Here is a 24,894-nt window from a genome sequence, read left to right as displayed (position 1 = left end):
CAGGGCGGACGCGGCGATGGGGCCGGCGAGGCGGGACACTGGAGCGCGTGCCCGAGGGAGACACCGTCTGGCTGGCCGCGAAGCGGATGCACACCGCCCTCGCCGGCGCCACCCTGCGCCGCGGCGAGCTGCGCGTGCCGCAGCTGGCGGCCACCGACCTCGCCGGCCGCACCGTGTCCGAGGTCGTCCCGCGCGGCAAGCACATGCTCACCCGCTTCACCGACGGCTGGACGCTGCGCACCCACTACCGCATGGACGGCAGCTGGCACATCTACCGGAAGGGGGCGCGGTGGCGCGGCGGACCGGCCTTCGCCATCCGCGCCGTCCTCGCCACCGACGAGTGGGAGTGCGTGGGATACCGGCTGCACGACGTCGCCATGGTGCGCACCGAGCACGAGGACCAGGTCGTCGGCCACCTCGGCCCCGACGTCCTCGGCCCCGACTGGGACCTCGACGAGGCGCTGCGCCGACTGCAGGCGCAGCCCGACGAGCAGATCGGCGTGGCCATCCTCGACCAGCGCAACCTGTGCGGCCCCGGCAACCTCTACAAGGTCGAGGGCCTGTTCGTCTGCGGCGTGCACCCGTGGATGCGGGTCGCCGACGTCGAGGACCTGCCGGGGCTGGTCGAGCGGACCCGCTCGCTGATGCTGGCCAACCGCGACCGTCCGGAGCAGAGCACCACCGGCGACCTGCGCCGCGGCCGGGACCACTGGGTCTACGGCCGCAAGGACCGTCCCTGTTACCGCTGCGGCACGCCGATCCTGCGCGGTGACCAGGGTCCGGACCTTCAGGAGCGGATCACCTACTGGTGCCCGACCTGCCAGGCCACCGACGCCCCCGTCGACCCGGCGGCACGGACCGGCGAGCCCGACCACCCCCCGCCGCTGCCCGGCGCGCACTGACTGACGGCGGCCCCCTCCCCGCCACGGCCGGCCTCGTCCAGAAGTCGCCACGAGCCTGCCGGTGGCGAGGGGGACAGAGCGGGGAGTCCTGCTCCTACTGCTGGTCGGGGCGGTCGGCAGGCTGGGCCGCCGGCTGCGCGGCCGACGTCGGCACCGACGGCGTCCCCTCCTCCAGCGCCGCGGTCGCGTTCTGGCCCCCGGTGACCGCCGGCTTCCCCATCGAGGCGCGGATCTGGTCCAGCCGGGAGGCGCCGGCGACGTCGAGGGTCGCCTTCTGCACCTCGAGCATCCGGCCCTCGACCGACGTCTGCGCCAGCTCCGCCTGGCCCAGGGCGTTGGCGTAGCGGGCCTCGATCTTGTCCCGCACCTCGGAGAGGCTCGGGGTGTTGCCCGGCGCGGAGAGCTCGTTGACCTGCTTGAGCGAGGCCGCCACGTGCTCCTGCATCTTGGCCTGCTCGAGCTGGCTCATCAGCTTGGTGCGCTCGGCCAGCGTCGTCTGCAGCCGCATCCGGCTCTGCTCGACCGCGCCGCGCGCCTGCTCGGCGGCCTGCAGCGCCTCGTCGTGGCTGCGCTTGAGGTCCTCCATCGCCTGCTCGGCAGCGACCAGCTGGGTGGCGAAGGCCTGCGCGGCGTTCTCGTACTCCCCCGCCTTGGCTGCGTCCCCGCCGGCGCGCGACTGGTCGGCCAGGACCAACGCCTGCCGCGCCGAGGCCTGCAGCTTCTCCACCTCGCCGAGCTGCCGGTTGAGCCGCATCTCCAGCTGCCGCTGGTTGCCCAGCACGGCGGCCGCCTGGTTGGCCAGCGCCTGGTGCCGCTGCTGCTCGGCCTCGATCGCCTGCTGGATCTGGATCTTCGGGTCGGCCTTCTCGTCGATCTTGGCGTTGGCGGAGGCCGTGAGGTACCTCCACAGCTTCACGAACGGGTTCGGCATCGGTCCTCCTGCGCAGGTAGCGGTCGTCCGCCAGGGGACTACCCGTCCGGCGCACCGCAGTGATCGTCGTCCCCGTCATCGTCCCAGGTGCGACCGCGGGTGGGCCAGCGGCGCGGTACGGGGCGGTCCGGATCGCTAGGGTCGCGGGCGTGACCAGTGACCGCTCGGTGCTGAGCGTCCTCGGTGAACTCGTCGTCGACCTGCTCCCCGACGCCGCGGCCGGCGCCGGACCGCACGGCACGGCACCGCACTACGTCGCCCGCCCCGGCGGCAACGCCCTCAACGTCGCGGTGGCCGCCGGCCGCCTCGGCGTCCCGGTGCGGCTGCTGGCCCGGGTGGGCACCGGGCCGCTGGCCACGGGGCTGCGGCGGCACGTGGAGCTGGCCGGGGTCGACCTCGCCGGGCTGGTGCCGGCCACCGAGCCGGTCAGTCTCGCCGTGGTGGGTCTGGGCCCCGACGGCTCGCCGGACTACGGCTTCCACGTGCAGGGCGCCGCCGACTGGCAGTGGACCGACGAGGAGCTCGCTGCCGTCCTCCCTCCCGGGACGGCGATCCTGCACGTGGGCTCGATCTCCAGCTGGACCCCACCCGGCTGCGAGGCGATCGCCCGGCTGGTGGAGCAGGTGGCCAGCGACGGCCGGGCGCTGGTCAGCGTCGACCCCAACGTCCGCCCGATGCTGGCCGACGGCCCGGTCGGGGCGGCGCTGGGCAACTCCTCGGCGGCGGTGCGCGCCCGGCTCGACCGGCTGCTGTCGCGCGCCGACATCGTCAAGGTCAGCGCCGAGGACCTCGCCTGGCTCGAGCCCGGCAGCGCCGCCGACCTCGACGGGACGGCGCTGCGCTGGGCCGACCGCGGCGCGGCGCTGGTGCTGCTCACCGACGGCGGGGCGCCGCTGCGCATCGCGCGGCCCGGACGTGAGCTGCTGCGCCGCGAACCCCCGCGGGTGACCGTGGCCGACACCGTGGGCGCCGGCGACTCGCTGGCCGCGGGGCTGTTCGCCGGGCTTCTCGACGCCGGGATCACCACCCGCGCCGCCCTGGAGGAGCTGCCCGACGAGCAGCTGCTGCCCATCGTCGACGACGCCGCCCTGGTCGCGGCGCTGAACTGCACCCGCGAGGGCGCCGACCCGCCGACCCGCGACGAGCTGGCGGCGGCCCGCCGGTGAGCACCCCCGACGACGTGACGCTGGTCGGGTTCGCCGAGCTGTCGGCCACCGTCGTCCGCGCCCGCCTGCTCGCCGCGCACGACCGGTTCTGGGACGTCGACACCCGGCCGATGCACGACCCGGTCTGGTTCGACCAGTTCGGCGGCTTCGGCGCGCTGGCCCGCAGCGCCGGCGGGGAGGACGTCGGCTACCTCCTCGGAGCGGTCACCGCGGACCGGTTGGCCCTCGTGCACCTGCTGGCCGTGCGCGACGACCGGCGTCGCACCGGGCTGGGCCGCCGGCTGGTGGCGTGGTTCGACGACCTGGCGCGCGCCACCGGTGCCCGGGTGGTCCAGGCGGTCGTCCGGCCGGAGGACACCGCCGCCGTCGCCCTCCACACCGCGCTGGGCGCCGGCGCGCACCTGGCCCCGGACCGCGCCGGGCCGGGCGAGGACCGCCTGGTCCTGACCCGCTCGCTCGCCCGCTAGCCCGTCCGCAGCCAGGCGGCCGTGTCCGGCGGCAGCTCCCCGCCGATCGCCTCGCTGGTGAGCATCGGCTCGCCCTGACCGGTCAGCGACACCGGCCGCCCCGAGAGGTTGACCACGCAGCGGAACCGGCTGCCGCGGTCGAAGGCGAGCACGCCGTCCCCCAGGTCGCACCAGGTCAGCGGCTCGTCGTCGGCGAGGCCCGGCAGGCGGCGGCGCAGGCCCAGCGCGGCGCGGTACAGCGACAGGGTGGATGCCGGGTCCTCCCGCTGCGCGGCCATCGTCAGCGCCCGCCACGCCTCGGGCTGGGGCAGCCACGGGCGGACCCCGTCCGCGGTGAAGCCGAACGGCGGCCGGTCCCCCGACCACGGCAGCGGCACCCGGCAGCCGTCCCGGCCGCGGGCGGTGTGCCCCGAACGCTCCCAGGTCGGGTCCTGCAGCACGTCCTCGGGCAGGTCCTCGACCTCGGGCAGGCCGAGCTCCTCGCCCTGGTACAGGTAGGCGCCGCCGGGCAGCGCGAGTGTGAGCAGCGCGGCGGCCCGCGCCCGCCGGAGCCCGAGCACGAGGTCGGCCGGGCCCGACGCGTCGAAACCCATGGTCGCCGCGCCGCTGGCCGCCCGGCCGAAGCGGGTGACGTGCCGGGTCTCGTCGTGGCTGGAGAGCACCCAGGTGGCCGGCGCGCCGACCGGTGCCAGCGCGGCGAGCGTCCCGTCGATCGCCGCCCGGAGGCTCGCGGCGTCCCAGGAGGCCCGGAGGTAGTCGAAGTTGAAGCTCGTGTGCAGCTCGTCGGGCCGGACGTAGCGCGCCAGCCGCTCGGGACCCGCGACCACCGCCTCGGAGACGAACAACCGGTCCCCGTCGTAGCCGTCGCTGATCGCCCGCCAGCGCCGGAAGACCTCGTGCACCTCGTCGCGGTCCCAGTGCGGGTTGTCCACCCACCGGGCCGACTCGAACAGCGCCCCGGGTGCGTGGCCGGCGTCCGGCAGCCCGGGGACCTTGGCCAGGGCTGGTGCGGCGTCCACCCGGATCCCGTCGACGCCGCGGTCGAGCCAGAACCGCACGATGCCGTCGAACTCCTCCTGCACGACCGGGTCGTCCCAGTCCAGGTCCGGCTGCTCGGGAGCGAACAGGTGCAGGTACCACTGCCCCGGCTGCCCGTCCGGCTCGCGGACGCGGCTCCAGGCCGGACCACCGAAGGCGCTGATCCAGTCGTTGGGCGGCCGGTCCCCACCGTCCCGGCCGTCCCGGAAGAAGTACCGCGCCCGCTCGGGCGCGTCCCGGCCGCCCGCCACGGCGGCGCGGAACCACGGGTGCTCGGCGGAGGTGTGGTTGGCGACGAGGTCGACGATCAGTCGCAGGCCCGCGTCGTGGGCCTCGGCGAGCAACGCGTCGACGTCGGCGAGAGTGCCCAGGCGCGGGTCGATGTCGCGGTGGTCGCTGACGTCGTAGCCACCGTCGGCCATCGGCGAGGGGTACCAGGGCGTCACCCACAGGGCGTCGACGCCGAGGTCGACGAGGTACGGCAGCCGGCTGCGCAGCCCGTTCACGTCACCGACGCCGTCCGCGTCGGAGTCGGCGAAGCTGCGCAGGTAGACCTCGTAGACGACCGCCGTCCGCCACCACGGACGGCTCCGCTCCCGGTCAGGGGGGTGCATGGCGCTCCTGACGTGCCCGGCTCGCTCCGTACGTGCAGCGGCGCCGGCGGCCGCTCCGGCCGCCGGCGCCGTGTGCCGATGGGCTAGGCGGCTCCGGCGCGGCTGGCGCCGCCCCCGACCGTCGTCCCCTGGGTCTGCGCCTCCTGCACCTGCTCGACCCGGTCCTCGGTGGCCATCTGGGTCAGCCGCGCGCCGGCCTCCGCGTCCCGGGTGAGGTTCTCACCGGTCTGCGGGTCGAAGACGTGCACCTTCCGGGCGTCCAGCCAGAACTCGGCCTCGCGCCCCTCCCGGATCCGGCTGGTGGCGTCGATGGAGACGATCGCCTGGGTGCGCAGCTCCTCGGCGTCCAGCTCCCGCGACAGGTCGCGCAACTGGTTGCGGATCGCCTCCGGCGCTTCGTAGGGGATGTAGGCGTACTGCGAGTCGCCCAGCCACTCGGTGACGTCGACCCGCGCCCGGAACAGCGAGCCGAGCGGGCGCTTCGCCTCGTCGACCAGTGAGGCGTCCTCGAAGTACTCCGGCCGGATGCCGACCAGGAGCAGGTCGCGGCCCCGGACGGCCGCGGCGCGCCGCTCGTCGAGCGCGATCTCCCCGAACGGCGTCCGCAGCCGGTCGCCCTCGAGGGTGGCGGGCAGGAAGTTCATCGGCGGGGAGCCGATGAAGCCGGCGACGAACAGGTTGACCGGCTGCTCGTAGAGCTCGCGCGGCGACGCCACCTGCTGGATCCTGCCCTTGCGCAGCACGCAGACCCGGTCGCCGAGGGTCATCGCCTCGGTCTGGTCGTGGGTGACGTAGACCGTGGTGATGCCCAGCCGGCGCTGCAGCCGGGAGATCTCGGTGCGCATCTGGCCGCGCAGCTTGGCGTCGAGGTTCGACAGCGGCTCGTCGAAGAGGAACGCCTCCGCCTGGCGCACGATGGCGCGGCCCATCGCCACCCGCTGCCGCTGGCCACCGGAGAGGTTCGCCGGCTTGCGCTCCAGGTGTTCCCTCAGCTCGAGCACCTCGGCGGCCTCGGTGACCCGGCGGCGCACCTCCTCGTCGGGCGTCTTGGACAGCCGGAGCGGGAAGGCGATGTTCTCGTACACCGTCATGTGCGGGTACAGCGCGTAGTTCTGGAACACCATGGACAGGTTGCGGTCGCGGGGGGCGAGGTCGTTGACCCGCTTGCCGCCGATGATCATGTCGCCGCTGGTGATGTCCTCGAGCCCGACGATCATCCTCAGCAGCGTCGACTTCCCGCAGCCGGACGGGCCCACGAGGATCATGAACTCCCCGTCGGCGATGTCCAGGCTGACGTCGTTCACGGCCGGGAAGCCGTCGCCGTACTGCTTGACGATGTTGCGCATCTCGATCGATGCCATGAGATCTCGTCCCCTCGATGGGTGGATGGGTCGGGGTCAGCCCTTGACCGCGCCGTTGGTGAGACCGGCGACGATGCGCCGCTGGAAGAGCAGGACCAGGACGACGACCGGGATGGTGACGATCACGGCGGCCGCCGCGATCGCACCGGTCGGGTCCTCGAACTGCGACGCCCCCGAGAACAGGCCGAGCGCGGCAGGCACCGGCCGGGAGGCGCTCGTCGAGGTCAGGGAGATGCCGTACGCGAAGTCGTTCCAGGCGATGAAGAACGCGATGATCGCCGTGGTGAACACACCGGGTGCGGCCAGCGGGACGATGACCTTGCGGAAGGCCTGCCAGGTGGTCGCACCGTCGACCTGTGCCGCCTGCTCCATCTCCCAGGGGATCTCCCGGAAGAACGCCGACATGGTCCAGATCGAGATGGGCAGGGTCAGCGACAGGTACGGGATGATCAGCCCGGGCCAGGTGTCGTAGAGGCCGATCTGCCGCCAGAGGTTGAACAGCGGCGTCACGATCGATATCACCGGGAAGATCGCCACGCCGAGCGCCGTCGACAGGATCAGCCGCTTCCCGGGGAAGTCCAGCCGGGCGATGGCGTACGCGGCGAACATCGACAGCACGCAGGAGATGAACGTCGCGATCAGGCAGATGCCGAACGAGTTCCGCAGCGCCGGGAGGAAGAGGTCACTCGCTGCACCGGTGAGGATCGTCGAGTAGTTCTCCCAGGTCGCCGACGTCGGTAGGAACGACTGGTTGGCGATGTCCGCCGACGCCTTGAGGGACAGCGACACGATCCACGCGATCGGGAACAGCGCGTAGAGGACGATCAGGATCCCCCCGACGATCCACCAGGTCTTCTCCCGCTGGGACATCAGCCCTCACCCCTCGCCTGCGCCAGGTTGATCCGGAAGCCCTTGATGAAACTGAACGCGATCAGCACGACGGAGAGGAACAGCAGCACGGAGACCGCGGAGCCGAGGCCGATCTCCACCCGCGCGATCGTCTGCCGGTAGGCCAGGAACGAGACCGACTCCGTGCCGTTGGCGCCGGCCGTCATGATGAAGATCGAGTCGAAGATGCGGAACGCGTCGAGCGTGCGGAACAGCAGGGCGACCATGATCGCCGCCTTCATGTTCGGGATGGTCACCCGCCACATCCGCTGCCACCAGCTGGCGCCGTCGACCTTGGCCGCCTCCTGCAGCACCTCGGGGACCTGCGCGAGGCCGGCGAGGATCAGCAGCGAGATGAACGGCGTGGTCTTCCAGATCTCGGCCAGGCAGATCACGAGGAGCGAGGTCCACTGGCCGCCGAACCAGTCGGTGTCCGCCGCGACCCCGGGGAGCCAGGCGAACCAGCTGTTCACGAAGCCGGTCTCGATCCGGAACGCGAACGCCCACGCGAAGGCGGAGACGACGGTGATGACCGCGTACGGGATGAGGATCGCCGCCCGGACGACGGGGCGGATGGAACTGAGGGCCTTGGCCATCACCAGCGCCAGCGCGAAGCCCAGGACCAGCTCGACGACGACGGTCACCACCGTGATGAACAGCGTGACGAGCAGCGCCTGCCACCAGAGGCCGTCGGACAGGATCACCGCGTAGTTGCCCAGTCCCCGGAACGACCGGTTCTCCGGGTCGGTCAGCCGGTAGCTGAACAGCGAGTACCAGACCGCCTGCAGGATGGGGTAGGCGGTGACCAGCAGCATGACCACGAACGCCGGGCCGGCCAGCAGCCAGCCGAGTCGGCGTTCGGCGCGCGAGCGGTCGCTGATCGACCCGCGTGGAGCCGCGACCGGTTGGGTCTTCTCAGTGGGTGGCAGCGTGGTGGTGCTCATAGCAGCTCATCTCCCGACAGGACGGCGCTGATCAGGGCCTGGGCCTGCGCACCGGTGTCCGGTCCGACGGCGTCCGTCGGGTGGTACGTCCGGAGGACGGCTCCCAGGACCTCGCTGTAGTAGGGCGTCAGTGGACGGGGGGCCGCTGCCTCCAGCGACTCCCGGATGGTGTCGGCCATCGGGTAGGCCTCCTGCACCTCGGGATCGTCGTACACCGCGACCGACGAGGCGGGGTTGCCGTTGGTGATCATGTAGTACGCCTGGTTCTCGTCGCTGGTGATGCACTCGGTCGCCTCGTAAGCCAGGTCGGCGTTCGGGCTGAACGCCGATACTCCGAGATTGATCCCACCGAGAGGCGGAGCACTGGGCTGATCCTGCTCCACCCGCGGATAGAGCGCCCAGCCGTAGTCCTCCGGTACCGAGGCGTCCAACGTCCCGGCCTCCACGGCCGAGAGTGCCCGCGCGTAGACGAACGGCCAGTTGACCATGAAGCCGGCGTCCTCGCTCTCGAATTGCGTCGCGTTGGTGTCCTCGTTCGCGGTCGAGAAGCCAGCGCCCACCACGCCGGAGGTGGCGACCGCGTTCAGGACCTCGGCAGCCCGCTCACCTTCAGGCGAGTCGAGCCCGAACACGATCTCCCCGGGGTCGTCGGAGTTCTCCTCGATGACGCTGCCCCCCGCGGACTCGATGAGGGCGTTGAGCCAGACCATGAGGGACTCGGAACGGATCCCCTGGGCGCTGAGGATCTTGTCCTGGCTCCGCGCCGCCTCGACCAACTGGTCCCAGGTGACCGGCTGCGTCATGTCCAGCCCGGCTGCCTCGGCCACCGACTGCCGGTACCAGAGCAGTTGGGTGTTCGCCCAGAACGGGATGACGACGAGCTCGTCCTCCCAGGTCGCCGAGTCCACGAGGCTCGCCACGACGCCCTCGGACACCCGCTGGGCGACGTCCTCCGGGACGGGGGCGAGGAAGCCGGCCTGGGCCAGCTCCGGCGCGAAGATCACATCGAGACTCATCAGGTCGATCGACGCATCCTCGGCGGCCAGCCGGCGGATGAGCTGCTCCCGCTGACCGGGCGAGTTGCGCGGGAGCGGGAAGACCTCGATCGAGTACGCCCCGCCGGACTCGTCGGAGCATCGGGCCGCGATCTCGGCCTGGCCGCCGGAGTCGGGGTTGATGTACCAGTTGAGCACCGGGGCGCCACTCGTCTCCCCACCGCCACAGGCGGCGAGCGTCGAGGCCAGGACCGCGGCTGCCGCCGCTCCGCCCAGCTGGCGTCTGCGCCCCCGCGTCGCGGCTCCGCCGGACGAACTGCCCTTGCCGTTCCTCGACACCGTCATCCGCCTCCGTGGGGAGCAGTGAGCTTGAGATCACCGCGGTTTTCGTACCGTGGCCCAGGTCACCATGGGTGTCAACTCGAACGAAACCGGCCCGTGACCGAGGTCGTGACCCCCTCCTCCGGCGTGTGGAGGTGCCCCGCCCGGCGTCAGTCGCGGTGCCCGACGATGGCCGAGGGCGTGGTCACTTCCTTGGGTGTGCGGGGCAGCACGGTCTCGAAGTAGGAGCGCGCGGCCCTCGTCGTCCCGACGTCGTGGCCGGCCTTCTCCGACAGGAACCAGCGGTGCTCGAGGATCTCGTGGAAGACCTCGGCCGGCGCCAGCCGGCCGGCGAGGTCCGGCGGGATGGCGTCCACCACGGGTTGGTACGCCTCGGCCAGCCACCGGTACCCCGCGACGGTCTCCGGGACCGGCGTGCCGAGCTTCTGCTCCAGGGTGGCCCGGTAGGCGCGCAGGTCGTTGAGCAACCGTCGGGCCTGGCGCTCCTGCACCTCCAGACCGGTCAGCCGGAACAGCTCCCGGCGGTTCTGCCCGGGCTCGGAGACGCGGGTCTCCACGCGCAGCCGCGCGCCGCCCTCGGGGTCGGTGACGAGGTCGATCTCGCCCACGTCGAAGCCGAGGTCGTTGAGCCGCTGCAGGCGCTCGGCGACCCGCTGGCGCTGCTCGGACAGCGCGAAGACCTCCTCGCGGGTCACCTCCTCCCACAGCGCCTCGTAGCGCACCGGCAGGCTGTCGGCGACCTCGATGGGGTCGACGTGGGACGGCAGCAGTCCGCCGAACTGCAGGTCGAGCAGCTCGGCGCCCACCCGTTCGCGCGCGAGGTCGACGTCGTAGCGCCGTTGCCCGGGGCTCAGCTGCGGGTGCCGCTCGGAGGTCTCCGCGTCCACCAGGTAGGCGGTGAAGGCGCCGGCGTCGAGCCGGAACAGGGTGTTGGACAGCGAGCAGTCGCCCCAGAAGACGCCGGCCAGGTGCAGCCGGACCAGCAGCACCACCATCGTGTCGAGCAGCTGCTCCTCGGAGTGGTCGCCGTGGGGCCGGGAGAACAGGTACCGGTAGGACATCGAGTACTCGAGGTAGCGGGTGACCAGGACGGCGTCCTGTCCGTCGGGGCGGTCGACGCAGATGCCCAGGACCGAGACCGACGGCAGCCCCTCCTCCTCGAACTGGCCGAGCAGGGCGTACTCGTGCCGGGCCAGCCGTTCGGGGATCTCCTTGAGCGCGTAGACGTGCCCGCCCTGCGCGGTGAAGCGGACGACGTGCCGCGAGATGCCGCGCTGTGGGACCACGAGCAGCAGCTCGGGGTCCCACTGCTCGAGCGGCAGGTGGAAGGGCAGGGTCAGCAGGCCTGCACCGTCGGTGGCCGGTGGCCGGAAGAGGTACCGCACGGCGACCTCCGTTGTGGCGCGCAGCAACCTGTCACCCGCTGTGGACTCCGCGCGTCAGCCTGCCACGACCCGAGCGCGGCAGCGCGCCCGGTCCCGCCCACGGGGCATGCGGAGGTCGACCCCGCCCCGGGCCTGCGAAGGGACGGGGAGGGCGGGGCCTCTCTCAGGCGGCCAGCGACACCGCGCCGGACGGGCGGGCCGTGGCCCGGGCCGGCGCGCCGACCAGCGCGAGGGCGGGCTCGGGGACCAGCCGCTCCTCGGTGGCGGCCGCGGCGGTCTGCTCCTCGGCGGGGACGTCGACGGCATCGGCCGCGGGGACCAGCGGGCGCACGCGGACGTCGTCGCCGCGCAGCCCCAGGCTGACCTCGGCGAGCAGGTCGGCGAGCTCCAGCTCCAGGGCGTCGCAGATGGAGGCGAGCAGCTCGGAGGACGCCTCCTTCTGCCCCCGCTCCACCTCGGAGAGGTAGCCCAGGCTCACCCGGGCGGCACCGGAGACGTCGCGCAGCGTCCGACGCTGGCGCAGCCGGTGGCCGCGCAGGGTGGTCCCGAGCTGGGTGCGCAGCAGCGTCATCGCCGTCTCCTGTCCTGCCTGTGCGGAAGCGGCGGCACCCCGGTGAGAGGGGGCCGTGCGCTCACGGTACGCGGCGGCACCGACAGCCACCGGACGGTGGGGGGCGCGTCCGCTCTGGGCGTAACGCCGGAGGCCGGGGCCCTCTTCCGTGGCCGCCGCGTCCCGGGACGCGGTCCTCCGTCAGGCGGCGGCGTCGGTCCGCGACCCGCCGGCCGGCCCGGCCGCGCGGCGGGCGGCCGCGGCACGCATGGCCCGGATGCTGGTGCGCCGCAGCGCGAGGGCGCGGTGGACGTAGTCGAGGCCGGTGACGACGGTGAGCGCCACGGCGGCGGCCATCACCCACCAGCGGACCGTGCCGAAGAGGCCGTCGAGCGGGAGGGTGTACAGCCCGATCGCCAGCGACTGGACGACGGTCTTCGCCTTGCCGCCCCGGCTGGCCGCGATCACGCCGTGCCGGAGGACGAAGAAGCGCAGCAGGGTCACGCCGACCTCGCGGACGAGGATCGTCAGCGTGACCCACCAGGGCAGCAGCGCCAGCACCGAGAGGCCGATGAGGGCGGTGCCGGTCAGCGCCTTGTCGGCGATGGGGTCGGCGAGCTTGCCGAACTCGGTGACCTGGCCGGTGCGCCGGGCGATCATCCCGTCGTAGCGGTCGGTGATGATCGCCAGCGCGAAGACGAGGGTGGCCCAGTAGCGGCGTTCGTCGTCCATCCCGCCGTCGGCCAGCAGCAGGGCGGCGAACACCGGCACCACGGCCAGCCGCAACAGGGTCAGCGCGTTGGGCAGGTTGACCACCCGCGCCGACTGGGGCGGCGTGGCGGCCGGGTCCACCGGAGCGCTCATGCGCGCACCGCGGGCACCAGTGCCGTGGCCACCAGGTCGACCCCCTCGGTGTCGACGACCTCCGCTGCGACCAGCATGCCCGGGACAGCGCCGTCGGGCACGCCGGCGACCGTCGTCGTCCCGTCGGCCTCGGGGTCCTGGTGGGCCGCGTGCCCGGCCCACACGCCGGGACCCTCGTCGGCGGCGAGGTCCTCGGTGAGCAGCACCTCGACCCGCTCGCCGACGCGGTCCTCGGCGCGCTGGGCGGTGAGCTCCTCCACCAGGTCGGTGATCCGCCGGACGCGGGCCTCGATCTCCGCCTGGTCGAGCTTGCCGGGCAGCCCCATCGCCTCGGTGCCCTCCTCGTCGGAGTAGCCGAACACCCCCACGGCGTCCAGGCGACCCTCGACGAGGAAGCGCTCCAGCTCGGCGACGTCGTCCTCGGTCTCCCCGGGGAAGCCCAGGATGACGTTGGTGCGGAAGCCGGCCGTCGGCGCCAGCGCGCGGGCCCGCTCGATGAGCGCCAGGAAGTCGTCGGTGCCGCCGAAGCGGCGCATCCGGCGCAGCAGCGTCGGCGAGGAGTGCTGGAAGGACAGGTCGAAGTAGGGGGCGACGCCGTCGGTCGCGGCGATGACCTCCAGCAAGCCCGGCCGCAGTTCGGCCGGCTGCAGGTAGGCGACGCGCACCCGGGCGATGCCCTCGACCGCGGCCAGCTGCGCGAGCAGCCGCTCCAACGAGCGCAGGTCGCCGAGGTCCTTGCCGTAGGACGTGGAGTTCTCGCTGACCAGGACCAGCTCGGTGACGCCCTGGGACGCCAGCCACTGCGCCTCGCCGAGCACCTCCGCCGGCGGGCGGGAGACGAACGAGCCGCGGAAGGCCGGGATGGCGCAGAAGGCACAGCGCCGGTCGCAGCCGGAGGCGAGTTTCAGCGCCGCCGACGGGCCCGACGCCAACCGGCGCCGCTGCAGCCAGCCGTGCCCCGGGATCGCCGGCGCGTCGCCGGCAGTCACCGCGGCGGTGCGGTCCACGGGGCTGATCGGCAGCAGGGTGCGCCGGTCGCGGGGGTCGTGCGGGACGAGCGCGCGGCCGGTCAGCACGTCGTCGAGCCGGTCGCCGATCGCCGCGTAGTCGTCGAAGCCGAGCACCGTCGCCTCGGGCAACGCCCCGGCCAGCTCGGAGCCGTACCGCTCGGCCATGCAGCCGACCGCGACCACCCGGGCGCCGGAGTCGGTGGCGGTCAGGATGGCGTCGACGGAGTCCTTCTTGGCCGACTCGATGAAGCCGCAGGTGTTCACCAGGACGGCGTCGGCACCGTCGGCGTCCTCGACCAGCCGGTACCCGCCGGCGGCCAGCCGGCCGGCCAGCTCCTCCGAGTCGACCTCGTTGCGGGCACACCCGAGGGTCACCACCGCCACGGTGCGGGCAGGGTCGTTCGGAGGTGTCACCGGTCCATCGTAGGTGAAGGACCCCGCTGTCCCCCGCCGTGAGAGACCCCGTCCCCTCACCCCTCGCACGCTCGGGGTGAGGCTCGGGACGGGGCCGGCGACGGGCCCCTGCGGCGGGGCCACCGGCGGTTACTCGCCGCCGCGCAGGGTGAACATCACCGACTCCAGCTCGTCGGGCTTGACCAGCACGTCACGGGCCTTGGACCCCTCGGACGGGCCGACGATCCCGCGGCTCTCCATGAGGTCCATGAGCCGGCCGGCCTTGGCGAAGCCGACCCGCAGCTTGCGCTGCAGCATCGACGTCGAGCCGAACTGGCTGGTGACGACGAGCTCCACGGCCTGGATGAGCAGCTCGAGGTCGCCGCCGATGTCCTCGTCGATCTCCTTCTGCTCGCCGGCGGCGGCGCTGAAGACCTCCTCGCGGTACTCCGGCTCGGCCTGGCGCTTGGTGAACTCGACGACCGCCTCGATCTCGGCGTCGGAGACGTAGGCGCCCTGCACGCGCATCGGCTTGCCCGCGCCGATCGGCAGGAACAGGGCGTCGCCCATGCCGATCAGCTTCTCCGCGCCCGGCTGGTCGAGGATGACCCGGCTGTCGGTGAGGCTGGAGGTGGAGAACGCCAGCCGCGACGGCACGTTGGCCTTGATCAGGCCGGTGACGACGTCGACCGAGGGGCGCTGGGTGGCCAGCACCAGGTGGATGCCGGCCGCACGGGCCTTCTGGGTGATCCGGACGATCGACTCCTCGACGTCGCGGGGAGCGACCATCATGAGGTCGGCGAGCTCGTCGACGATGGCGAGGATGTACGGATAGGGCCGGTACACCCGCTCGCTGCCCGGGGGCGCCACGATCTCGCCGCGCTCCACCTTGCGGTTGAAGTCGTCGATGTGCCGGACGCCGGTGGCCCGCATGTCCTGGTAGCGCTGCTCCATCTCCTCGACCAGCCAAGCCAGCGCGGTGGCGGCCTTCTTCGGGTCGGTGATGATCGGCGTGATCAGGTGCGGGATGCCGTCGTAGGGCGTGAGCTCGACCATCTTCGGGTCGATGAGGATCATCCGCAGCTGATCGGGGGCGGCCCGCAGCAGCAGCGAGGTCAGCAGCGAGTTGACGCAGCTAGACTTGCCCGCACCGGTGGCACCGGCGACCAGCAGGTGCGGCATCTTGGCCAGGTTGGCGCAGACGAACCCGCCCTCGATGTCCTTGCCCAGCCCGACCAGCATCGGGTGTGGGTCCTGCTTGGCCACCTGGGAGCGCAGCACGTCGCCGAGGCTGACCATCTCGCGGTCGACGTTGGGCACCTCGACGCCGACGGCGGACTTGCCCGGGATCGGCGCGAGGATGCGGATGTTGTCGTTGGCCACCGCGTAGGCCATGTTCTTGGTCAGCGCGGTGATCTTCTCGACCTTGACCGCCGGGCCCAGCTCGATCTCGTAGCGGGTGACCGTCGGGCCGCGGGTGAAGCTCGTGACGGCGGCGTCGATGTTGAACTGCTCGAGCACCCCGGTGATCGCCTCGATCGCCGCCTCGTTGGCCTTCGAGCCCTTCTTGGGCGGGTCCCCGGCACGCAGCACGCTGACCGAGGGCAGCGTGTACTGGCCCTCGACCGGCTCGATGCGCAGCTGCTCGGGCTCGGTGATCGGCTCGAGCTCCTCCGCCGGGGCGGTCCGGTCGACCACCTCCGGCCGGCGGGTCGGGACCGGCGGGGGCGGCGGCGGGGGCTCGCGGCGCACGGCCTCCGGCGCCTCGTCGAGGGCCGCGTGGTCGATCGCCGGCACGGTCTCCACCGGGCCGGTGTCCATCAGGTCGTCCGACAGCGACCGGCGGCGGGAGCGCGGCGCCGGCGCCTGCACCGGCTCCTCGTCGTCCTCCCAGTCCTCGTCGTCGTAGGCGTCCTCGTCGTCGGCCTGGCCCAGCAGGCGGTCACCGAGCTCGCGCAGCCGCTCGGGGATCTGGTGCACCGGCGTCGCGGTCAGCACCAGCAGGCCGAAGAAGGCCAGCAGCACCAGCAGGACGACGGCCACGACGGCGCCGACGCCCGCGACCAGCGGGGTCGCCGCCGCCCAGCCGACCAGCCCGCCGGAGCCCGGCCGGTCCTCGGCGACGACCGCGCCCTCGCCGACGACCTCGGCGATGCCCAGCACCGACACCACCGTGCACAGCCAGCCGATGGCCAGCCGGCCGCGCGCCTCGGGCCGGGGCCCGCGGCGCAGCAGCCGCAGCGCGGCCAGGAAGAGCACGACCGGCAGCACCATGACTAGCGAGCCGATCACCCACCGGACACCGCCGGCGAGCGCGGCGCCGACCGGACCGATGCCGTTGCTCCAGGCGGCCGCGCCGAGGACGACGGCCAGCCCGAGCACGGCCAGGCCGACGCCGTCGCGGCGGTGCTCCGGGGCGAGCGGCTCGGCCTCCTCCGGGCGGGCCACCGAGCGGGCCAGCCCGCCGGCGCCCCGCGCCAGCAGCGACCAGCCGCCGCTGACGACGCCCCACAGACCGGGACCGGTCCCCTTCGACGCGGGCTTGCGGGCGGCGGGCTTGCGGCCGCCGGCGGCGGGTCGCTTGGCGGGCGGGCGCTTCCGGGACGCGGTCGACCCGGAGCCCGAGCGGCCGCGCGCGGACGACCGGCCCGAGGGTCGGGTCGTCGTCGTGCGAGCAGGCATGCGTCGACGGTAATGGCCGCGGGTCCGCCCCGACGGAAGGCGCAGCGTGTCCGCGTGCCGGGACCGCGCGGAACGGTTCGGCACGTTTCGACTACAGCGAGGCGCCGGGCCGGTCGACGGCGACCGCGCCGGCCGGTGAACCAGGACGCGTCGGCAGCCGTACACCTGCTGACGGGAGGTGGCGGATGGCTCCGGACCACGGACGGCTGGGCAGCCCCGAACTCGACGTCCGGGCGGCCTACGCCGCGCACGGCGCCGAGCTGTACCGCTTCGCGCTGCGCCAGCTGGGGGACGGCGGGGCCGCGCAGGACGTCGTCCAGGAGGTGTTCCTGCGGGCCTGGCGGTCCGCCGGCGCCTACGACCCGCGGCTGGCCAGCCTGCGCACCTGGTTGTTCGCGATCGCCCGCAACGTCGTCGTCGACGAGGCGCGCCGGTTCGCCGTCCGGCCGTGGCAGCGGACGCTGACCGACGGCACGGGGACCGACGTGCCCACCGTGGCGGGCATCGACGAGGCCGTCGTGGACGCGTGGGTGGTGGAGGAGGCGCTGCGCCGGATCGGCGAGGACCACCGGACGGCGATCGTGCAGACCCACCTGCGCGGTCGGCCGCACGCGGAGGTGGCCGCCGAGCTGGGGATCCCGGTCGGGACGCTGCGCAGCCGGGTGTTCTACGGCCTCAAGGCACTGCGGTTGGCGATGGAGGAGATGGGGGTGGAACCGTGACCGAGCGGGGAGAGCACCGGGAGCTGCGCGAGCAGCTGGGCTGGTACGCCCTCGGACACGGGACGCCGGAGGAGCGGGCCGGCGTCCGCGCGCACCTGGACGGGTGTGCCGCCTGCCGCGCGGAGCTCGCCGGGCTGGCGCCGCTGGCCGCCCGGCTGGGGCGCGCCGACCCCGACCGCCTCGACGAGGAGCCGGCGCCGCCGGCCGGGCTGGGTGAGGCCGTGCTGGCCCGGATCGCGGCCGAGGCCCCGCTGCGGCGGCGCCGGGCGTCGTCCCGCCGGGCGCTGGCGGCGGCCGCCGTCGTGGGCGTGGCCGCCGCCGGCTTCGGCGTCGGCTGGCTGGCCCGGCCGGTGCCCGACCCGCTGCCGCTGGAGCCGGTCGCGGTACAGGCCGGCCCCGGCATCGAGGCCACGGCCGACGTCGTCCCGCACACGTGGGGGGTGGAGGTGAAGCTGACCGGCGAGGGCTTCACCGCCGGTGCCGTGTACCGGGTCGTGGTCACCGACGAGGACGGCACCGCGGTGCCCGCCGGCCAGTTCCTGGGCGTGGGCCCGGCGGAGCTGCGCTGCAACCTCAACGCCTCGGTGCTGCGCGAGGACGCCACCGGGTTCCGGGTCCTGGCCGCCGACGGCACCGTGGTGGCGAGCTCGGAGCTCTGACGAGCGGCGGTGCCGGGACCTTCGTCAGACCTCGAGGACGGTCGGGATGATCATGGGACGGCGGCGGTGGGTGTCCGACACCCACTTGCCCATCGTCCGGCGGATCACCTGGGACAGCCGGTGCGGGTCGGTCTCGCCGTCACCCAGCGTGCGCCGCAGGGCCTCCTCGACCAGCTGCAGCGCCGGGTTGAACACCGCGGGGTCGTCGGCGAAGCCCCGGGCGGACAGGTGCACCGGCCGGACGATGGTGCGCGTCGAGGGCTCGATGACGACGGTCAGCGCGACGAACCCCTCGTCGCCGAGGATCCGCCGCTCCTGCAGCGACTCCTCCCCCACGTCGCCGACGTTGAGCCCGTCGACGTAGACGTCGCCCACCGGCACCGACCCGACGATCGTCGCCTTGCCGTCGACCAGGTCGACCACGACGCCGTTCTCGGCGAGCAACACCCGGTCGCCGGCCATGCCGGTCTCCTCGGCCAGGGCCGCGTGCGCCCGCAGGTGCCGCCACTCGCCGTGCACCGGCATCAGGTGCCGCGGCTTGGCCACGTTGAGCAGCGTGCGCAGCTCGCCGGCCGGCGCGTGCCCGGAAACGTGCACCCGCGCGGTCTCCTTGTGCACGACGGTGGCGCCGAGCCGGGCCAGGCCGTTGATGACCTTGTAGACCGCGGTCTCGTTGCCCGGGACCAGCGAGGAGGCCAGCACGATGGTGTCGCCCGCCTCGATGGTCACCTGGTGGTGCTCGCCGCGGGCCATCCGCCCGAGCGCGGACAGCGGCTCGCCCTGGGACCCGGTGCTGACCAGGACGACCTGCTCCGGCGGCATGCTGGTGGCCTCGTCCAGGCTCACCATGAGGCCGGGTGCGACGCGCAGCAGCCCGAGGTCCCGGGCCACCCCCATGTTGCGGACCATCGAGCGGCCGACGAGGGCGACCTTGCGGCCGTGCATGTCGGCGGCGTCGAGCACCTGCTGGATGCGGTGCACGTGGCTGGCGAAGCTGGACACGATCAGCCGCTGGGTGGCCCGCCGGAACACGTCCTCCAGGACCGGGCCGATCGAGCGCTCGGGGGTGACGAAGCCGGGGATCTCGGCGTTGGTGGAGTCGGCCAGGAGCAGGTCGATGCCCTCGAGCCCCAGCCGGGCGAACGCGCCCAGGTCGGTGAGGACGCCGTCCAGCGGCAGCTGGTCCATCTTGAAGTCACCGGTGTGCACCAGTACCCCGGCCGGGGTGTGCACGGCGACGGCCAGCGCGTCGGGGATCGAGTGGTTGACCGAGATGAACTCGCAGTGGAACGGGCCCGCGATGTGGTCGTCGCCGGCGGCCACCTCCACCAGCACCGGGTCCAGCCGGTGCTCGCGCAGCTTGGCCTTGACCAGCGCGAGGGTGAACCGGGAACCGACCAGCGGGATGTCGCCGCGCATCCGCAGCAGGTAGGGGATGGCGCCGATGTGGTCCTCGTGCCCGTGGGTGAGGACGACGGCGACCACGTCGTCGAGCCGGTGCTCGATGATGCCGAAGTCGGGGAGGATCAGGTCGACGCCGGGCTGCTCGGCCTCGGGGAACAGCACGCCGCAGTCGATGACCAGCAGCTTGCCGTCGAACTCGAGGACGGCCATGTTGCGGCCGATCTCCCCGAGACCGCCGAGCGCCATGACCCGCAGGCCGCCCTCGGGCAGCGCGGGCGGGGCCTGCAGGTCCAGGTGCGGCTGGGTGGTCGAGGTGGTCACGGGGTCGCGCTCACAGGTGGATGCCTCCGTCGGCGAGGTCGGCGCGCAGCTGCGCGAGTTGTTCGGGGGTGGCGTCGACCAGCGGCGGGCGCACCGGTCCGCCCGGGAGGCCCAGCTCGCGCAGCGCCGCCTTGGTCAGGATGACGCCCTGGGTGCGGAAGACGCCCGTGTAGAGCGGTAGCAGGCTCTCGTTGACCGAGCGGGCCTTCACCAGGTCGCCGGACTCGACGGCGGCGATCAGCTCGGCCAGCCGCGGGCCGGCGAGGTGCCCGACGACGCTCACGACACCCACGGCGCCGACCGCCAGCAGCGGCAGGTTCAGCATGTCCTCGCCGCTGTAGTAGGCGAGGTCGGTGCGGGCGAGGGTCTGCATGACCGCGCCGAGGTCACCCTTGGCGTCCTTCACCGCGACGATGCGCGGGTGCTCGGCCAGCCGGGCGAGCGTGTCGACCTCGATGGGGACGACCGAGCGCGGCGGGATGTCGTAGAGCATCACCGGCAGGTCGGTGGAGTCGGCGACGGCGGTGAAGTGCCGCAGCAGGCCGGCCTGCGGGGGCTTGTTGTAGTACGGCGTCACGACCAGCAGGCCGTGCGCGCCCAGCCGCTCGGCCCGGCGCGCGTTCTCGATGGTGTGCGCGGTGTCGTTGGTGCCGACGCCGGCGACCACGGTGGCACGGTCGCCCACCGCGTCGAGCACCGCCTCGAGGACGGCGTGCTGCTCACCGTCGCTGAGGGTGGGCGCCTCGCCGGTCGTGCCGAGCACGACGAGGCCGTCGTGCGCCTGGCGGTCGACCAGGTGGGCGGCCAGTTCCTGGGCTCCCGCGAGGTCGATCGAGCCGTCCTCGGCGAGGGGGGTCACCATCGCCGTGAGCACACGCCCGAAGGGCCGGGCGGGGTCACTGGTCATGCCCCGAATCTACCGACCCGCCCCGGACGGCACGCCGGCGTCGGTCGCAGAACGGTGGTGTTCCGAGACGGCGTAGCGCAGCCCGGTGACCGACGTCGCCCAGCCGGTCTCGGGGGCGCGCGAGATCCGCACCCACTTGCCGCCCAGCTGCGGGGCCCACGTGTCGCCGTCCACGTCGGTGTCGACGTCGGTCACGACCACCCGGTCGGCGTGCGGGAGGAACGCGGCGTAGACCCGGCCGCCGCCGATCACCCACAGGTCGCCGTCCCCCTCCCCCGCCAGCACCTCCTCGACGCTCCCGGCCCGTGCGGCGCCGTCGGCGGCCCACGACCGGTCGGAGGTGAGGACGACGTTGCGCCGTCCGGGCAGCGGGCGGAACCGCTCAGGCAGCGACTCCCACGTGCGGCGGCCCATGACCACGGTGCTGCCCGTCGTCAGCTCGCGGAACAGGCGGAGGTCCTCGGGCAGGTGCCAGGGCAGCCGGCCGCCCGCGCCGATGACCCCGCCGCGGGCCTGGGCCCAGACCAGCCCGACGGGCACCCGGGTCAGACCGCCACCGCGGCGCGGATGGCCGGGTGGTGCCGGTAGTCGCGCAGCGTGAGGTGCTCGTAGGTGTATTCGAACAGCGACGGGGCCGGGGCCAGGTCGAGGGCCGGGAAGGGCAGCACCTCGCGGGAGAGCTGCTCGCGGACCTGGTCGACGTGGTTGCTGTAGACGTGGCAGTCGCCGCCGACCCAGACGAAGTCGCCGGGGGCCAAGCCCACCTGGTCGGCGACCATGCGGGTGAGCAGCGCGTAGCTGGCGATGTTGAACGGCACGCCGAGGAACATGTCGGCGCTGCGCTGGTAGAGCTGGCAGGACAGCCGCCCGTCGGCGACGTGGAACTGGAACAGCGCGTGGCAGGGCGCGAGCGCCATCTCAGGCAGCGCGGCCACGTTCCAGGCGGAGACGACCATGCGCCGCGAGTCCGGGTCGGTGCGCAGCGTCTCGAGGACGCCGGCGATCTGGTCGACGTGCTCGCCGCCGGGCGTGGGCCACGACCGCCACTGGACGCCGTAGACCGGACCGAGCTCGCCCTCCGGCGAGGCCCACTCGTCCCAGATGCTGACCCCGTGATCCTGCAGCCAGCGCACGTTGCCGTCACCGCGCAGGAACCACAGCAGCTCGTAGGCGACCGACCGGAAGTGCACCCGCTTGGTCGTGACCAGGGGGAACCGCTCGGAGAGGTCGAAGCGCAGCCGCTCGCCGAACAGGCTCACCGTGCCGGTGCCCGTCCGGTCCTGCTTGGGGGTGCCCTGCTCGAGCACGCGGCGCAGCAGGTCCTCGTACTGCGTGTCGACCTGTTCTCCGTAGGTGCCCACCAGACCCGATCCCCTCGCCGAACGACTGCCGGGCCCAGGGTAGGCGGAGCCACCGACCAGACTGGAGCACGTGGGGTGGCTGGAGCTGGTGCTGTCGGTGGGAGCCGGACTGCTCCTGCTGTGGGCGGTGCTGCTCCTGCTGCTGTGGCGGGCGCGCCCGGCGGACCTCACCGTCGGGGAGGCCCTGCGGCTGCTGCCCGACCTGGTGCGCCTGGTGCGCCGGCTCGCCGCCGACCGGTCGCTGCCGCGGGGTGTACGGGTGCGGCTGTGGCTCCTGCTGGGCTACCTGCTCTCGCCGGTGGACCTGGTGCCGGACGTCGTCCCGGTCCTCGGCTACGCCGACGACGTCGTCGTGGTCGCGCTGGCCCTGCGCTCGGTGGTGCGGGCGGCCGGGGACGCGGCTGTGGAGCGGTCCTGGCCGGGCGGCGCGGCCGGGCTGGCGGTCGTCCGGCGCCTGGCCGGCCTCACCAGCGCCGACGACCCGTCCTGACACCCGTCACCCCGCGGAACCGGGGGGCGAGGGAGGTACCGGGGGCTCACCCCGTGTGCTGGACCGCGGTGTGCTCGCCGCCCACCGGTCGCGGGAGGTCGTGGGCGGGGCCGACCGCCTGAGAGGCCAGCATGAGGACCATCAGTGCGCTCATGGCGGCCTGCCTGGCGAGATCCGTCCGCTGCCCGGCGGCCGAGGTCTGCGACCACACGGAGCCGGCGGGCAGCATCGCCAACCGACCGAGGCACCGCCCGACGTGGAGCACGAAGCCCCCGGCGCAGGCGAGCGCGACGAGCGTCAGGAGGACGGACGGCGGCGCGGCGTCCGGGTGCACCGGGGTGTGACCGCCGTGCTGCTCCAGTCCGTACATGCCCGCCATGACCGCGCTGCCCAGGCACAGCTGCACGGCAGCGCCGGCACGCGCCCCTGGTCGACGGACGACGAGTCCGCCGCTCCACAGGCACAACGCACCGAAGACGGCGGCCCCTCCGGCCGGCGGTACGACCGCAGCCCACGGTGACCACATCACGGCCATCCCGAGGGCCATGAGCGCGTGGCCGGCGCAGAGCACCCGCGCCCCCGATCCCCTCGCGAGGCCGACGAGCGAGCCCCCTGCCAGCCCGAGGCTGACCACGAGGCTGACGGCGGTCCACCAGGACAGGCCCATCTCGACTCCTCGTCTCTCCGTCGACCGCAGGTGGTGCACCGGGCGGGCCCTGACCGCGGACCCGCCCGGTGCGCTCGCCGATCAGGCGGTCGGCGCTCCGCCAGCGCGCCGGGCAGCGGCCTGACCGCCCAGCGGCACGCCGCCGGCACCGTCGCCCTCGCCGTCCTCGTCGACGGTGGGGCCGTGGCCGTCCGAGGCCAGGACCACCCGCCCGATCACCGCGTACTTGCCCGGGTTGCGGCTGCGCAGGTACAGCGCGCAGCCGGCTCCGGCGAGGAACAACCCGGCTGCGATGTACGGGATCAGCCGGAAGAGGAGGGACTCCGCCGCGGAGCCCGCCGCCGTGGACAGGTTCTGCACCATGAGGACGACGACGGAGAGCATCCCCACGCCACCCACGACCGGTGCCACCTTCGTCCGCCAGACGCTCTCGCCCGGGTGGTGCCGCCGGAAGTAGGCGAACACCGCGACCATCGTGACGGTCTGGACGATGAGCAGGCAGAAGGTCCCGAGCACCGCCAGCAGCACGAAGACGTCCAGGTAGGGGTCCTTGTCGAACACCCAGAACCCGGCCACCCAGCAGGTCGCGATCCCCGCCTGGACGAACGACGCGACGTGCGGGGACCCGTGCTTCCGGTGGGTGCGCCCGAGGGGCCGTGGGAGGAGACCCTCCCGGCCCAGGGCGTACATGTACCGCGAGGCGCAGTTGTGGAAGGCCAGGGCGCAGGCGAACGAGCCGGAGATCATCAGCCACTGGAAGACGAGCACGGCCCAGTGCCCGACGAACACCTCGGTCGGGTGGAAGAACATGCTCAGCGGGTCCGCACTCTGCGCACGTGCGATCGCGCCCTCGGCCCCGTTGCCGGCCACGCTCATCCACGAGACGAAGATGTAGAAGGCACCCACCCCGGTCACCGCGATCAACGTGGCGATCGGGACGATCTTCCTCGGGTTGCGGGACTCCTCGCCGTACATGGCGGTGGACTCGAAGCCGGTCCACGACCAGAAGGCGATGAACATCGCCAAGCCGGGTGCCGCCACCGCCAGGCCGTTCGCCGAGAAGGCGCCCGCGGGGTTCAGCGTCGAGACCATCAGGCCGTCGGGACCGCCGCCCTCGACGAACACCCCGACGGCCATGATCGCGAGGATGGCGATCTCGGTGACGAGGAAGACCGACAGCACCTTGGCCGCGAGGCTGATGTCGAAGTAGGCCAGCACGGCGTTGACCGCGATGCACAGGGCGGCGAACACCGGCCACGGCACGTCCACCCCGAGCTGCTGGGCGAAGACCTGCTGCCCGAAGTAGGAGAAGATCCCGATCAGCGAGGCTTCGAACACGGTGTAGGCGAACGTCACCATGTAACCGGAGCCCAGTCCGACGATCCGCCCCAGACCGTGGGAGATGAAGCCGTAGAAGGCCCCCGTCGACGTCACGTACCGCGCCATCGCCACGTAGCCGACGGCGAAGACGGTGAGGATCACCGTGGCGTAGATGTACGTCGACGGCGTCCCGGTCCCGACGCCGTAACCGACCGAGAAGGGCACGTTGCCGCTCATGGCGGTGATCGGCGCCGAGGTCGCCACCGCCATGAAGACGACGTCGACGAGCCCGAGCGCGTTGGGCTTGAGGCGGTCCGGCGCTGCCTCCGTCGCCACGGGGGCGGAGGCGGGCCTGCGGACGGTGTCGGTCACGACTCACCGCCGGCGTGGCAGTGGCCGTTGCCGGCCGACCGGGGGAGGTCGAGGACCGGGTTGCGGTCGAAGAAGCCGAACGGCTGGATCGAGAACCCGACGTGCGAGCGGGGCATGACCGGCCAGTCCTCGAGACGCA

At 73.3% G+C, this 24,894-nt stretch carries 24 protein-coding genes; 6 read left to right on the top strand and 18 right to left on the bottom strand.

What is annotated here, in order from left to right; genetic code table 11:
• Positions 1-47 precede the first annotated feature (47 nt).
• The gene (locus ACI78Z_RS04805; RefSeq protein WP_457035383.1) at positions 48-902 is read left to right on the top strand and encodes a DNA-formamidopyrimidine glycosylase family protein; all 855 of its coding nucleotides are present in this window, start codon (positions 48-50) and stop codon (positions 900-902) included.
• Between the two features lie 94 nt (positions 903-996).
• Here the strand turns inward: ACI78Z_RS04805 and ACI78Z_RS04800 are convergent, their stop codons facing one another.
• On the bottom strand, positions 997-1,833 hold the full coding sequence (locus ACI78Z_RS04800; RefSeq protein ID WP_457035382.1) for a PspA/IM30 family protein: 837 nt from the start codon (positions 1,831-1,833) through the stop codon (positions 997-999).
• Between the two features lie 149 nt (positions 1,834-1,982).
• On the opposite strand from ACI78Z_RS04800, the gene ACI78Z_RS04795 reads away from it, so the two are divergent.
• The gene (locus ACI78Z_RS04795; protein ID WP_457035381.1) at positions 1,983-2,999 is read left to right on the top strand and encodes a carbohydrate kinase family protein; all 1,017 of its coding nucleotides are present in this window, start codon (positions 1,983-1,985) and stop codon (positions 2,997-2,999) included.
• The gene (locus ACI78Z_RS04790; RefSeq protein ID WP_457035380.1) at positions 2,996-3,466 is read left to right on the top strand and encodes a GNAT family N-acetyltransferase; all 471 of its coding nucleotides are present in this window, start codon (positions 2,996-2,998) and stop codon (positions 3,464-3,466) included. The genes ACI78Z_RS04795 and ACI78Z_RS04790 overlap by 4 nt, the downstream gene beginning before the upstream one ends.
• Here ACI78Z_RS04790 and ACI78Z_RS04785 read toward each other — a convergent pair.
• The 10 genes from ACI78Z_RS04785 to ACI78Z_RS04740 form a co-directional block, all read right to left on the bottom strand.
• Entirely contained in the window at positions 3,463-5,118 is a 1,656-nt protein-coding gene (locus ACI78Z_RS04785; protein WP_457035379.1) for a glycoside hydrolase family 13 protein, read from the bottom strand. The genes ACI78Z_RS04790 and ACI78Z_RS04785 overlap by 4 nt on opposite strands.
• A gap of 83 nt (positions 5,119-5,201) precedes the next feature.
• Complete coding sequence (locus ACI78Z_RS04780; RefSeq protein WP_457035378.1) at positions 5,202-6,479, bottom strand: ABC transporter ATP-binding protein; 1,278 nt, start codon at positions 6,477-6,479, stop codon at positions 5,202-5,204.
• A 36-nt stretch (positions 6,480-6,515) separates the two neighbouring features.
• A complete protein-coding gene (locus ACI78Z_RS04775; RefSeq protein WP_457035377.1) occupies positions 6,516-7,349 on the bottom strand; it encodes a carbohydrate ABC transporter permease in 834 nt (277 codons plus the stop codon).
• Positions 7,349-8,311, bottom strand: coding sequence for a carbohydrate ABC transporter permease (locus ACI78Z_RS04770; protein WP_457035376.1), 963 nt, complete (start codon positions 8,309-8,311; stop codon positions 7,349-7,351). Before ACI78Z_RS04770 ends, ACI78Z_RS04775 begins: the two co-directional genes overlap by 1 nt.
• Positions 8,308-9,651, bottom strand: coding sequence for an extracellular solute-binding protein (locus ACI78Z_RS04765; RefSeq protein WP_457035375.1), 1,344 nt, complete (start codon positions 9,649-9,651; stop codon positions 8,308-8,310). Before ACI78Z_RS04765 ends, ACI78Z_RS04770 begins: the two co-directional genes overlap by 4 nt.
• Positions 9,652-9,797: 146 nt before the next feature.
• Positions 9,798-11,033 (bottom strand): DUF4032 domain-containing protein, encoded by a 1,236-nt coding sequence (locus tag ACI78Z_RS04760; protein WP_457035374.1) that lies wholly within the window; start codon positions 11,031-11,033, stop codon positions 9,798-9,800.
• 163 nt (positions 11,034-11,196) lie between these two features.
• The gene (locus tag ACI78Z_RS04755; RefSeq protein WP_457035373.1) at positions 11,197-11,604 is read right to left on the bottom strand and encodes a helix-turn-helix domain-containing protein; all 408 of its coding nucleotides are present in this window, start codon (positions 11,602-11,604) and stop codon (positions 11,197-11,199) included.
• Positions 11,605-11,784: 180 nt separating this feature from the next.
• Positions 11,785-12,447, bottom strand: a complete 663-nt coding sequence (gene pgsA / locus ACI78Z_RS04750; protein WP_457035372.1) for a CDP-diacylglycerol--glycerol-3-phosphate 3-phosphatidyltransferase — start codon at positions 12,445-12,447, stop codon at positions 11,785-11,787.
• The gene (rimO, locus tag ACI78Z_RS04745; protein ID WP_457035371.1) at positions 12,444-13,871 is read right to left on the bottom strand and encodes a 30S ribosomal protein S12 methylthiotransferase RimO; all 1,428 of its coding nucleotides are present in this window, start codon (positions 13,869-13,871) and stop codon (positions 12,444-12,446) included. Before rimO ends, pgsA begins: the two co-directional genes overlap by 4 nt.
• A gap of 129 nt (positions 13,872-14,000) precedes the next feature.
• Positions 14,001-16,532 (bottom strand): DNA translocase FtsK, encoded by a 2,532-nt coding sequence (locus ACI78Z_RS04740; protein ID WP_457035370.1) that lies wholly within the window; start codon positions 16,530-16,532, stop codon positions 14,001-14,003.
• Between the two features lie 185 nt (positions 16,533-16,717).
• On the opposite strand from ACI78Z_RS04740, the gene ACI78Z_RS04735 reads away from it, so the two are divergent.
• Both ACI78Z_RS04735 and ACI78Z_RS04730 read left to right on the top strand, forming a co-directional pair.
• Positions 16,718-17,254 carry a sigma-70 family RNA polymerase sigma factor gene (locus ACI78Z_RS04735; protein ID WP_457035369.1) on the top strand — a complete coding sequence of 179 codons (537 nt, stop codon included), beginning with the start codon at positions 16,718-16,720 and terminating at the stop codon, positions 17,252-17,254.
• Positions 17,251-17,913 carry an anti-sigma factor family protein gene (locus ACI78Z_RS04730; RefSeq protein WP_457035368.1) on the top strand — a complete coding sequence of 221 codons (663 nt, stop codon included), beginning with the start codon at positions 17,251-17,253 and terminating at the stop codon, positions 17,911-17,913. Before ACI78Z_RS04735 ends, ACI78Z_RS04730 begins: the two co-directional genes overlap by 4 nt.
• A gap of 24 nt (positions 17,914-17,937) precedes the next feature.
• Here ACI78Z_RS04730 and ACI78Z_RS04725 read toward each other — a convergent pair whose 3' ends face one another.
• The 4 genes from ACI78Z_RS04725 to ACI78Z_RS04710 are packed head-to-tail and all read right to left on the bottom strand — an operon-like array spanning position 17,938 to position 21,906.
• Entirely contained in the window at positions 17,938-19,638 is a 1,701-nt protein-coding gene (locus ACI78Z_RS04725) for a ribonuclease J (RefSeq protein WP_457035367.1), read from the bottom strand.
• 10 nt (positions 19,639-19,648) lie between these two features.
• The gene (dapA, locus tag ACI78Z_RS04720) at positions 19,649-20,545 is read right to left on the bottom strand and encodes a 4-hydroxy-tetrahydrodipicolinate synthase (protein WP_457035366.1); all 897 of its coding nucleotides are present in this window, start codon (positions 20,543-20,545) and stop codon (positions 19,649-19,651) included.
• Between the two features lie 9 nt (positions 20,546-20,554).
• Positions 20,555-21,085 (bottom strand): dihydrofolate reductase, encoded by a 531-nt coding sequence (locus ACI78Z_RS04715; RefSeq protein ID WP_457035365.1) that lies wholly within the window; start codon positions 21,083-21,085, stop codon positions 20,555-20,557.
• Positions 21,086-21,090: 5 nt separating this feature from the next.
• Complete coding sequence (locus ACI78Z_RS04710; RefSeq protein ID WP_457035364.1) at positions 21,091-21,906, bottom strand: thymidylate synthase; 816 nt, start codon at positions 21,904-21,906, stop codon at positions 21,091-21,093.
• Between the two features lie 70 nt (positions 21,907-21,976).
• On the opposite strand from ACI78Z_RS04710, the gene ACI78Z_RS04705 reads away from it, so the two are divergent.
• Complete coding sequence (locus tag ACI78Z_RS04705) at positions 21,977-22,396, top strand: DUF1232 domain-containing protein (RefSeq protein ID WP_457035363.1); 420 nt, start codon at positions 21,977-21,979, stop codon at positions 22,394-22,396.
• A 46-nt stretch (positions 22,397-22,442) separates the two neighbouring features.
• On the opposite strand, the gene ACI78Z_RS04700 is transcribed toward ACI78Z_RS04705, so the two are convergent.
• The 3 genes from ACI78Z_RS04700 to ACI78Z_RS04690 all read right to left on the bottom strand — a co-directional run.
• The gene (locus tag ACI78Z_RS04700; protein ID WP_457035362.1) at positions 22,443-23,063 is read right to left on the bottom strand and encodes a DUF5134 domain-containing protein; all 621 of its coding nucleotides are present in this window, start codon (positions 23,061-23,063) and stop codon (positions 22,443-22,445) included.
• Positions 23,064-23,144: 81 nt separating this feature from the next.
• On the bottom strand, positions 23,145-24,755 hold the full coding sequence (locus ACI78Z_RS04695; protein WP_457035361.1) for an APC family permease: 1,611 nt from the start codon (positions 24,753-24,755) through the stop codon (positions 23,145-23,147).
• On the bottom strand, positions 24,752-24,894 hold a 143-nt coding region (locus ACI78Z_RS04690; protein WP_457035491.1), incomplete at its 5' end, for a copper amine oxidase. The genes ACI78Z_RS04695 and ACI78Z_RS04690, both read right to left, overlap by 4 nt.

This window comes from Geodermatophilus sp. SYSU D01176 (assembly GCF_054050015.1).
This window is presented reverse-complemented; position numbering and strand designations above follow the sequence as displayed.

Coding starts and splice junctions, on each gene's coding strand:
- ACI78Z_RS04765 (WP_457035375.1), bottom strand. CDS start 9,651: ATGACGGTGTCGAGGAACGGCAAGGGCAGTTCGTCCGGCGGAGCCGCG.
- pgsA (WP_457035372.1), bottom strand. CDS start 12,447: ATGAGCGCTCCGGTGGACCCGGCCGCCACGCCGCCCCAGTCGGCGCGG.
- ACI78Z_RS04700 (WP_457035362.1), bottom strand. CDS start 23,063: ATGGGCCTGTCCTGGTGGACCGCCGTCAGCCTCGTGGTCAGCCTCGGG.
- ACI78Z_RS04775 (WP_457035377.1), bottom strand. CDS start 7,349: ATGTCCCAGCGGGAGAAGACCTGGTGGATCGTCGGGGGGATCCTGATC.
- ACI78Z_RS04735 (WP_457035369.1), top strand. CDS start 16,718: ATGGCTCCGGACCACGGACGGCTGGGCAGCCCCGAACTCGACGTCCGG.
- dapA (WP_457035366.1), bottom strand. CDS start 20,545: ATGACCAGTGACCCCGCCCGGCCCTTCGGGCGTGTGCTCACGGCGATG.
- ACI78Z_RS04800 (WP_457035382.1), bottom strand. CDS start 1,833: ATGCCGAACCCGTTCGTGAAGCTGTGGAGGTACCTCACGGCCTCCGCC.
- ACI78Z_RS04740 (WP_457035370.1), bottom strand. CDS start 16,532: ATGCCTGCTCGCACGACGACGACCCGACCCTCGGGCCGGTCGTCCGCG.
- ACI78Z_RS04780 (WP_457035378.1), bottom strand. CDS start 6,479: ATGGCATCGATCGAGATGCGCAACATCGTCAAGCAGTACGGCGACGGC.
- ACI78Z_RS04770 (WP_457035376.1), bottom strand. CDS start 8,311: ATGAGCACCACCACGCTGCCACCCACTGAGAAGACCCAACCGGTCGCG.
- ACI78Z_RS04785 (WP_457035379.1), bottom strand. CDS start 5,118: ATGCACCCCCCTGACCGGGAGCGGAGCCGTCCGTGGTGGCGGACGGCG.
- ACI78Z_RS04755 (WP_457035373.1), bottom strand. CDS start 11,604: ATGACGCTGCTGCGCACCCAGCTCGGGACCACCCTGCGCGGCCACCGG.